The following is a 9,672-nucleotide window of genomic DNA, read 5'->3' as shown; positions in this document are numbered from 1 at the left end:
CGGCGGCGGCTACGGTGTCGGCAAGCGCTTCAACATCCCGACCACCCGTGCGGTGATCGCAGCCATCCAGAGCGGCGCGCTGATCGGTGCTGAAACCGAACACCTGGACATCATCAACCTGGACGTGCCGCTGGCTGTTCCGGGCGTCGAGACTGGCCTGTTGAACCCACGCAACACCTGGGCCGACAAAGCCGCCTACGACGAAGCCGCCAAGGCATTGGCCGGCCTGTTCATCGAGAACTTCAAGAAGTTCGAAGTGAGCGACGCGATCAAGGCTGCGGGTCCGCAGTTGTAAGGCTTGGTTGATCAATGAAAAAGCCGCCCGTTGAGGGCGGCTTTTTTGTGGGCGACTAGTTTCCTTCCAATGCCTTCGTATCCCATCGTTGCGCCTTGATTGCCGCGTAGAGCATGCCGATGGTCAGCGGCATTTTGTCTCCACGTCCCTTGGCCCTGCGCTTTTGAAACACATCGAATCCTTCCGGTTGGAAATAGCGGTAGGCGTCATAGTCGATGAGGTCGATGGCGAACCGCTCTTCCAATGTTTCCATCAAATGCCTGGCATCTGCACCATCGCAGCCCAGATCAAGATTGATCGCGGTCTCCAGGCGAAGGGTCTTGCGTTCCGGCAGGCCTATTTCTTCGTGGAGCAGTTCCATGAGTTGGCGCATGACGAAGTCGTCGGGGAAGCCTGGGGCGAGGTGCATGTTGAGGGATCCGACGGGCAGGAATGGCAGGGCTGTACGATTGGAAAGTCTAAGGCGAATCGTTTCCAACGAAAAGAAGACGGCCATTTTTACTGGTTCAGGTCGGGAGGTCTGAAACTTGGTATACGCAAGGCTGGAAGTGGGGCATCGAGGGCCCAATGGCCGCAAGCAGAGGTGGCTCTTCCGGAAGCCTCATGCACCCACCCAATAGCAGGAACATGATCAGGGCAGTGAAGCGCGTCAATTTGAATGGCATGGCTGTTTCCTTTTTTATGATTCGGCAAGCAACGGCATCCTGCCATTGCGGGTCTGGTGCAGGGTTGTCCCCTGGCTTGACGGCGCACCTTAACGCACCAATGAACCAGCGACGAGACATCAAAGTGCCCGGATTTGTATCGCCTTGTGGCCAAGCCCAAAGCCACTCCGGCTGTATCATCCAGTATCGTTTTCACCCCGACCTTTTCTCGACTCGCTGCGTTGCCCGACTAGGCTTTGAGCTTCACAGCAGTCAAAGGAGCGACCGCTTATGCACAGCACCCTGGAACAGGTCTTTGGTTATCCACAATTTCGCCCCGGTCAGGAGACGACCATAGGTGCGATCCTCGCCGGTCGGTCGGCGGCGGCGATCTTTCCGACGGGATCCGGCAAGTCCCTTTGCTATCAATTGCCGGCGCTGCTATTGCCGCACCTGACGCTGGTGGTTTCGCCGCTGCTGGCGCTGATGCAGGACCAGTTGGCATTCCTCAGGCGTCACGGCATCGCCGCAGCCAGTATCGACTCGGCCCAGAGTCGTGATGAAGCCCGCGAGGCCATGGCGCGGGCCCGTTCCGGTGAGTTGAAGGTCCTGATGGTTTCGGTGGAGCGGCTAAAGAACGAGCGCTTTCGCAATTTCCTGCAGCAAGTGTCGATTTCGTTGCTGGTGGTGGATGAGGCCCACTGCATATCCGAATGGGGCCATAATTTTCGCCCCGATTATCTCAAGCTCCCCGATTATCAACGTCAGTTCAATATTCCTCAGACATTGCTGCTGACGGCCACCGCGACTCCAAAGGTCATCGCCGACATGCAGGCGAAGTTCGTCATCGCCGCCGATGACGTGGTGACGACGGGTTTCTATCGGCCCAACCTCAACCTGCTGGTCGAGCCTGTGCGCAGTGACGACAAGCGTGAGCGACTGCTGCAATGGTTGGGCGAGCGCGGCGGGCAGCCGAGTATCGTCTACGTCACCCTGCAGCGAACCGCCGAGCAGATTGCCGGGCACCTGAGCCAGCACGGCATCCTGGCCGAGGCTTATCATGCGGGGCTGCCCCACGAACGGCGCGAAGCCATCCAGCGGCGATTCATGGGCGGGCAGTCCAACTGCATCGTCGCGACCATCGCGTTCGGCATGGGAATCGACAAGAGCGATATCCGCAACGTGGTCCATTTCGACTTGCCGAAGTCCATCGAGAACTACAGCCAGGAAATCGGTCGGGCAGGGCGCGATGGGCAGCCGTCCGATTGCCTGGTACTGGCCAATCGCGACAGTCTCAACATCCTGGAGAATTTCGTTTATGGCGATACACCGGAGCTTTCCGGCATCCGCTGCGTGCTCGATGAGCTGAAGGGCGCGGCCCGGGACGGTCAATGGGAGTTCTTGCTGGGACCGCTGGCGGACCAAAGCAATATCCGGCAACTGCCGCTCAAGACGTTGCTGGTACAACTGGAGCTGCGCCGTCTGATTGCACCGCGTTATGCCTATTACGCGGAATATCGCTTCAAGTTCCTCATCGAGCCTGAGCAGTTGCTGGAGCAGTTCGAAGGCGAGCGAAGGGATTTTGTCGCGGCGATCATCCGGACTTCCAGTCGTGCTCGTACCTGGGCCACGGTGGATTTCGACGGGATGTACCAGCAGCACCGCGCCGAGCGAAACCGCGTGGTCAAGGCGCTGGATTATTTCCAGGAGAAAGGCTGGATCGAGCTTGAAAGCAAGCTGATGACCGAGGTCTACAACGTCCTTGAACCTGGCTTTGATTCCCAGGCCTTGAGCACTGAGCTCCACGCTTGTTTCACCCAGCACGAGAAAACGGAAATCGAGCGCATCCACGCGATGCTTGAGTTGTTTGCCACCGAGCGCTGTCTGGGACAACGACTGGCGCAGTATTTTGGCGATGAAAAGGTTCCACCGCAGTGCGGTCACTGTTCAGTGTGCGACGGGCGTGTTGCTCATCTGCCGGAACCACCGCCACTGCCAATCCTTGTGGATAAACAATTCGATGAGTTGTGCAGCGACTTTATCCACAGGCATGAGCAGCACACTGGCGATATACCCTCTGCCGAGCGACTGACCCGGTTCCTCTGCGGCATCAGTGTACCGCTCTTCACCAAGCTGAAGGCCCGGACGATCCGGGGATATGCCGCGCTGGAAGAGTATCCGTATGCCGAGATTCGTCGTTGGACCCAGGCGCACCTCTGAGCTGCATCCATTTGCTGAATGCCGTGCATCACACGAATAAATTTCTAAAATCTTCGGTGGCTGACTATGGTGAGTGCTGTCCTTGGATCGCCAACAAGAGAGCAAACATGAGCCAGACAACCTTCGATATCCAGCGCGCCGCCGTGGTCGGTGCAGGCACCATGGGCCGTGGCATCGTGATGTGCCTGGCCAACGCCGGCGTCACTGTGCAATGGGTCGATAACAACCCGCAAATGCTTGAGCAGGCATTGGCCACGGTGGCCGAGACTTATGCCCATAACGTACGCCAGGGCCGACTCGAACAAAGCGAAGCCGACGCGCGAATCGCCCGGGTAACGAGGGCGGATGACTACGCGGCGATCCGCAATGTGGACCTGGTCATCGAAGCGGTCTACGAGAATCTCGAACTCAAGCAGAAGATATTCCGCGAGCTGGACGGCATGCTCAAGCCCGAGGCGATCCTGGCAAGCAATACTTCGGCGCTGGACATCGATGCCATCGCCGCCGCCACGCGTCGGCCAACCCAGGTCCTGGGCCTGCATTTCTTCAGCCCGGCGCACATCATGAAACTGCTGGAAATCGTCCGCGGCGCACAGACGTCGAAAGCTGTGCTGGACGCAGCGCTGGCGTTGGGCAAACGCATGGGCAAGGTAAGCGTGGTATCGGGTAATTGTCATGGGTTCATCGGCAACCGGATGCTGCATCCCTACGTGCTGGAGGCGCGCAAGATGCTTTTGGAGGGGGCGCTCCCCCATCAGGTCGATGCGGCGCTGCAGGGCTTCGGCTTCGCCATGGGGCCGTTTCGCATGTACGACGTGGTCGGGATCGATCTGGAATGGCGTGCCCGGGAACTGGCGGGCCAGGGCCAGGATGCGCCCGAGGTGCAAGTGGACAACCGCCTGTGCGAGTTGGGCCGGTTCGGCCAGAAGAGCGGCAACGGGTACTATCACTATGAGCCAGGCAGTCGCCAGGCTGAACACGATGTCGAGGTCGATGCGCTGGTGCAGCGGGTCAGCGAGGGGCTGGGTTTCCAGCGGCGTGACATTGGTACCGAGGAGATCCTCGAGCGCTGCTTGCTGGCCCTGGTCAACGAAGGTGCGAAGATCCTCCAGGAAGGCATCGCCGAGTCGTCTCACGACATCGATATGGTCTACCTCAACGGATATGGCTTCCCCGCAGACAAGGGCGGCCCGATGGCCTGGGCTGATCAGCAAGGGCTTGACGACATCCATGCGCGCTTGTTGGAGCTCGAAACGAAGCAGGGTGACCAATGGAAGCCCGCTCGTTTGATCGGAGAGCTGGCTGCACAAGGCAAGGGATTCTCCCAGCGATAATGCCGAGCCTTGCCCTGCGTTCCAAAACCGGATTACCCAAGGACAACTGATGCCCCAACGCACGGAATACTTGCACTTCCAGCCCATTACCACGCGCTGGCACGACAACGATGTGTACGGTCACGTCAATAACGTCACCTACTACAGCTTTTTCGATACTGCAGTTAACGCCTACCTGATCGAAACCGGCGGGTTGGATATCCACGAAGGAGAAGTGGTGGGCTTCGTCGTGAGTTCGGCCTGTGATTACTTTGCCTCGATCGCTTTTCCAGACCGGATCGAGGTTGGCCTGCGGGTCGGCAAGCTGGGCAACAGTTCGGTGCAGTACGAGCTGGCGGTGTTCAAGGTGGGTGAGGACGAAGCCTGCGCGGCGGGGCGCTTCGTGCATGTTTTCGTGGATCGGGCATCGAATCGGCCCGTGGCGATTCCTGACCGATTACGCGCAGCGTTGGAACGGTTGGTGGCCTGAAACGAAAAATCGCAGCCTCCGGTCAGTCTCTGAAGAGAACGGCCGAAGGCTGCGATCTTTTACCGGCTGGTAGAAAAGTCAGCCGTTAGTCGCGGTAGTAGCGGTGATGCTTCTTGCGGTGCCCGTAGGCATGGCCGCGACCCGGGTGCCCGTCACGATAGTAGCGACGATCGCCACGGCGACCTTCGTAACGGTCGTCATCGTCGTCCTTGCCCATGTAGTTGCCCAGTGCGCCACCGGCGCCACCGCCAGCAGCGGCACCGATCAGGCTACCGGTGGTGCCGCCTACGCTGCGGCCGACCACGTTACCGCCGGCTGCGCCCAATGCGCCGCCGATCGCCGCTTCACCGCGGCTGTGTCTGTCTGCGCCGACTGCGCTACCACCCGCGCCGCCAAGGGCTGCGCCGATAGTGGAGCCGGTGTTGCCGCCCAGGGACTGGCCGACGACCGAACCCAAAACCCCGCCCAATGCGCCGCCTACACCTGCTTCGGCGGTACCGCCGGCAGACGCGACGCCACTGATCAGGCCAAGGGACAACAAGAGAATGGAGGAGAACTTCATAGAGGAGCCTCAAAGGGATGACGGCGCGATCCTGAGGCTGGCTTCGCTTGGTTACAATCGAAATCCGACGAGTAACACGACTTGTGCACAATTCTCTAAGTTATTGTTTTTAGGCTGGAACTTAACCTGATTTGGCCGGTCTTTAGCTACTTCAGACAGGCCGTTTTCCTAGGAAAACGGCCTTTTTTGTGGGCGTCTGAAAGTACGTGGGGCCCCGTTCTACGTCAGGCCGACTTGGCCAGGATCAAGCCGTTTTCACTCGCGGCTTCAAGGCGGATCGCCACGAACTTCGAGGTTGGGGTAAAGCTGCCGTCGCCAGTGCTCTCCAGCGGCACCAGAGGATTCACTTCAGGGTAATAGGCGGCGGCCTGCCCGGCCGGGATGTCGAAGGCCAGTAAAGTGAAGCCTTTGACCCGACGCTCACGACCATCATCCCAGAGTGAAACGATGTCGGCTTTCTGCCCCGGCTTGAAGCCCAGGCGGATGATGTCCGCTTCGTTCACGAACAGTACGTCGCGCTGGCCTTTGACGCCGCGATAACGGTCATCCAGCCCATAGATCGTGGTGTTGTACTGATCGTGCGAACGCATGGATTGCAGGATCAGGTCCGGCAATTGACCTGTCGCGCGGGTGCGCTCGTGGATCAGGTCGGCCGGCAACTGGTTAGGCTTGAAGTTGGCGCGGCCCGACGGCGTGTTCCAGCGACGGGCGCCGGCGCTGTTGCCCAAGTAGAAACCGCCGGGGTTCTTGAGTTTTTCGTTGAAATCCTTGAAGCCAGGGATCGTCTCGGCGATCAAGTCGCGGATGCGGCTGTAGTCGGCCACGAGCCAGTTCCAATCCACCGGACGGCTGCCCAGCGTGGCGGCGGCGATGCCGGCGATGATCCAGGGCTCGGAGCGCATCTGGTTCGACAGCGGCTGCAGTTGGCCATTGGAGGCATGGACCATGCTGAAGGAGTCTTCCACGGTCACGGCTTGCGAGCCTTCCGCTTGCAGGTCGATGTCGGTACGCCCCAGGCACGGCAGGATGAGTGCTTCCTTCCCGTGGGCCAGGTGGCTGCGGTTGAGCTTGGTACTGATCTGTACGGTCAGGTCGCAATTGCCCAGGGCCTGGAAGGTCCGGTGGCTGTCTGGCGTAGCCTGGGCGAAGTTGCCGCCCAGGGCGACGAACACTTTTGCCCGGCCTGCGGCCATGGCGTGGATCGCCTCGACCACGTTGTGGCCGTTTTCACGCGGCACCTTGAACTGGAAGCGCCGCTCCAGGGTGTCGAGGAACGCAACGGGCGGACGCTCGTTGATCCCCATGGTCCGGTCGCCTTGCACGTTACTGTGGCCCCGAACCGGGCAGAGCCCTGCGCCTGGCTTGCCGATGTTGCCACGCAGCATCATCAGGTTGGCGATTTCCTGGATCGTCGCCACCGAATGGCGGTGCTGGGTAATGCCCATTGCCCAGCACATGATCACGTTGTTGGCTTTGGCGTACATACGCGCGGATTGCTCGATCTCGGCCAGGGTCAGGCCGGATTGCTCGACGATCTGCTCCCAGGGGGTGTCATCGACGGCGGCCAGGTATTCGAGGACGTTGGCGCTGTGTTCGTTGAGGAACCCATGGTCGAACACCGCAGGGCCGCCGCTGTTCTGCGCGTCCCGTTCCCATTGCAACAGGAACTTCGCCATGCCTCGCAGCACCGCCATGTCGCCGCCCAGGGCCGGGCGGAAATAGGCGGTGTTGGTCGGTTTATCACCGTTGGTGAGCATCTCCAGCGGATGCTGCGGATGCTGGAAGCGTTCCAGGCCGCGCTCTTTCAGCGGATTGATGCACACCACTTGTGCACCGCGTTTCACCGCTTCGCGCAGCGGTTCGAGCATCCGAGGATGGTTGGTGCCGGGATTCTGGCCCCAGACGAAAATCGCGTCGGCATGTTCGAAATCGTCAAAAGTGACCGTGCCTTTGCCTACGCCCACGCTCTGGGACAAGGCCACGCCGCTGGCTTCATGGCACATGTTCGAGCAATCGGGAAAGTTGTTGGTGCCGAAGGCACGCACGAACAGTTGATACAGGTAGGCCGCTTCGTTGCTGGCCCGGCCCGACGTGTAGAACTCCGCCTGGTTCGGGCTGGACAGTCCGTTCAGATGCTTGCTGATCAGTGCGAATGCCGCGTCCCAGCTGATGGGCTTGTAGCGGTCGGTTTCGGCGTCGTAGCTCATCGGTTCCGTCAGGCGCCCCTGGTATTCGAGCCAGTAATCGCTCTGTTCCAGCAACGACGTCACGCTGTGCTTGGCGAAAAAAGCCGCGTCGACCCGACGCTTGGTCGCTTCCCAGTTCACGGCCTTGGCGCCGTTCTCACAGAATTTGACCATGCCGCTTTCCGGCGAATCGCCCCAGGCACAGCCGGGGCAGTCGAAGCCGCCGTTCTGGTTGGTCTTGAGCATCATGCGGATGTTCTTCAGCGCGTTATCGCTGGTCAGCCAGGCCTGGGCAACGCTGATCAGCGCGCCCCAACCACCGGCCGGGCCCCTGTAGGGCTTGTAGCGCGGTGCGGGTTTCTGGTTGGCTTGTTGATAATTGCTCACGCTTGTTTCTCCATCGCAGGGCTATAGACCCGCGGCGCACTTTTTTGCGGCAGGTGGATGAGGTTGAGGTTGTGTTGGCGGGCCCACTGCACAGCGAGGCCCGTGGGCGACGACAGGCTGACCAAGGTCTGGATGCCCGCTCGCAGGACTTTCTGGATCAATTCGAGGCTGCAGCGGCTGGTGACGATCGCCAGGCCGCCGGCCACCGGGATTTGTTGGCGGATCAACGCACCGATCAGTTTATCGAGGGCGTTGTGTCGGCCAATGTCTTCGCGGCCCAGCAGCAGCTCGCCCTGGGCGTTCATGAACAATGCCGCATGGACGGCGCCGCAATGTTGGCCCAAGGGCTGGAACTGGCTGATGCGTTGGCGCAGGCCGTCGAGCCATTGCGCCGGGGGGAGCGGTGCACCTGGCAGCGCCGTGAGGTCGGGTAGCGCCTGTTCCACGGCTTCCACGCCACAGAGTCCGCAACCGCTGGTGCCGGCCATCTGGCGACGTTGCTGCTTGAGATTCCAGAAGGCGCGATTGGCGATGGTGACCTGGGCATAGTGCGCGGAACCCGTACCGCTCAGTTGCACATCATAGATATCTGCAGGGTCTTCGATGATGCCGCTGCCGAGGCTGAAACCGACGATGAAATCTTCCAGATCAGTGGGCGTGACCAACATGACAGCCTGGCTGATGCCGTTATAGGCAATCGCCAGCGCCACTTCCTCGGCCAGCGCGGTGCTGTCCGATGCGGAGTGGTCCAGGTTGCAGTAGCGATAGCTCTGGCTGGCGGCTGCCGTGGAGGGTTCCACGTCAGGCGCTGGACAGACCGGAGGCTTGTCGTTCATGGGCATCACTGAAAGTAGGAATAGTGGTAAGACTAAATGCGGCAATCTGCCACGTCTAATCGCTATTACTGATCTTCCAATAGATGACGTCGATCAAGAGATGCTTGTTGATTTCTGATAAAGCGCGAAACAGGCCTCCGCCAACGCCGAACGCGGGGCGCCGCGACGCATGATCAGGCCGAGCGGGACGAGTGACTGCGCCCCTTCGATGGGCTGGATCCGCAGGTCTTCGGCCATGTCGTGCAGGCCTCCCTCCAACGGCACTACCGCGCAACACAGCCCGCCGTGCACGGCTTGTAACAGTTGATGCACCGCGTCGGTCTGCAACAGCGGCTGGGGTGACAATCCCCGACTGTGGAAGTTGTGGTCGATTGACTGGCGAAAATGCATGCCGCTGGTGAGCATGCCCAAGGGCAATTCGACCAGGGCTTCCCAGCTCAGCGGTTGTTCATCGAAAAAGAAAAACCGCTGGTCATAAAGCAGGCCCATGCGGGTATGGCTGAACGGCAGCGCCTCGAAACGCTCGTTGTCCAGGCGTTCCAGGTAGGAAATGCCCAGGTCGATGCGGTTGTTCGCCAGCTGTTCGAGAATCTGCTCGGAGCTCAGGGACGACAATTCGAAACGCAGGCTGGGGTGGTCGGCGTGCAGGCGCTGCATCATCGACAGCGGATCGAAATTCGACAGCGGCACCACGCCCAGGCGCAGCGTGCCCACCAGGTTGCCCCGGCAGGCCGCCGCT

9 protein-coding genes are annotated in these 9,672 nt (G+C 60.3%); 4 read left to right on the top strand and 5 right to left on the bottom strand.

All coding sequences use genetic code 11. From position 1 onward, the window contains the following. Window positions 1-295, top strand: a 295-nt coding sequence (locus OC610_RS14070; RefSeq protein ID WP_264428460.1) for a phosphoenolpyruvate carboxykinase (ATP), incomplete at its 5' end; no start/stop codon positions are given. Between the two features lie 55 nt (window positions 296-350). Here the strand turns inward: OC610_RS14070 and OC610_RS14065 are convergent. Continuing rightward, window positions 351-704 carry a DUF1493 family protein gene (locus OC610_RS14065; RefSeq protein ID WP_264428462.1) on the bottom strand — a complete coding sequence of 118 codons (354 nt, stop codon included), beginning with the start codon at window positions 702-704 and terminating at the stop codon, window positions 351-353. Between the two features lie 526 nt (window positions 705-1,230). Between OC610_RS14065 and OC610_RS14060 the strand changes: the two genes are divergently transcribed. The 3 genes from OC610_RS14060 (at window position 1,231) to OC610_RS14050 (ending at window position 4,962) form a co-directional block, all read left to right on the top strand. Continuing rightward, a complete protein-coding gene (locus tag OC610_RS14060; RefSeq protein WP_264428458.1) occupies window positions 1,231-3,159 on the top strand; it encodes a RecQ family ATP-dependent DNA helicase in 1,929 nt (642 codons plus the stop codon). 107 nt (window positions 3,160-3,266) lie between these two features. Beyond that, complete coding sequence (locus tag OC610_RS14055; RefSeq protein ID WP_264428457.1) at window positions 3,267-4,493, top strand: 3-hydroxyacyl-CoA dehydrogenase; 1,227 nt, start codon at window positions 3,267-3,269, stop codon at window positions 4,491-4,493. Window positions 4,494-4,542: 49 nt separating this feature from the next. Further along, the gene (locus OC610_RS14050; protein ID WP_264428455.1) at window positions 4,543-4,962 is read left to right on the top strand and encodes an acyl-CoA thioesterase; all 420 of its coding nucleotides are present in this window, start codon (window positions 4,543-4,545) and stop codon (window positions 4,960-4,962) included. Between the two features lie 85 nt (window positions 4,963-5,047). Here OC610_RS14050 and OC610_RS14045 read toward each other — a convergent pair whose 3' ends face one another. The 4 genes from OC610_RS14045 to OC610_RS14030 all read right to left on the bottom strand — a co-directional run. Further along, window positions 5,048-5,524: a glycine zipper domain-containing protein gene (locus OC610_RS14045; protein WP_198797049.1), complete on the bottom strand. Its 477-nt coding sequence runs from the start codon at window positions 5,522-5,524 to the stop codon at window positions 5,048-5,050. 224 nt (window positions 5,525-5,748) lie between these two features. Further along, complete coding sequence (locus tag OC610_RS14040) at window positions 5,749-8,097, bottom strand: FdhF/YdeP family oxidoreductase (RefSeq protein WP_264428451.1); 2,349 nt, start codon at window positions 8,095-8,097, stop codon at window positions 5,749-5,751. Continuing rightward, on the bottom strand, window positions 8,094-8,933 hold the full coding sequence (gene fdhD / locus OC610_RS14035; protein ID WP_264428449.1) for a formate dehydrogenase accessory sulfurtransferase FdhD: 840 nt from the start codon (window positions 8,931-8,933) through the stop codon (window positions 8,094-8,096). Before fdhD ends, OC610_RS14040 begins: the two co-directional genes overlap by 4 nt. A gap of 93 nt (window positions 8,934-9,026) precedes the next feature. Continuing rightward, a partial coding sequence (locus OC610_RS14030) for a substrate-binding domain-containing protein (RefSeq protein ID WP_264428448.1) occupies window positions 9,027-9,672 on the bottom strand: 646 nt, incomplete at its 5' end.

This window comes from Pseudomonas agronomica, from assembly GCF_025917275.1.
GTDB classification, from domain to species: Bacteria; Pseudomonadota; Gammaproteobacteria; order Pseudomonadales; family Pseudomonadaceae; genus Aquipseudomonas; species Aquipseudomonas agronomica.
Note: the sequence above shows the minus strand (reverse complement) of the source record. Positions and strands in the feature narration are given on the sequence as shown.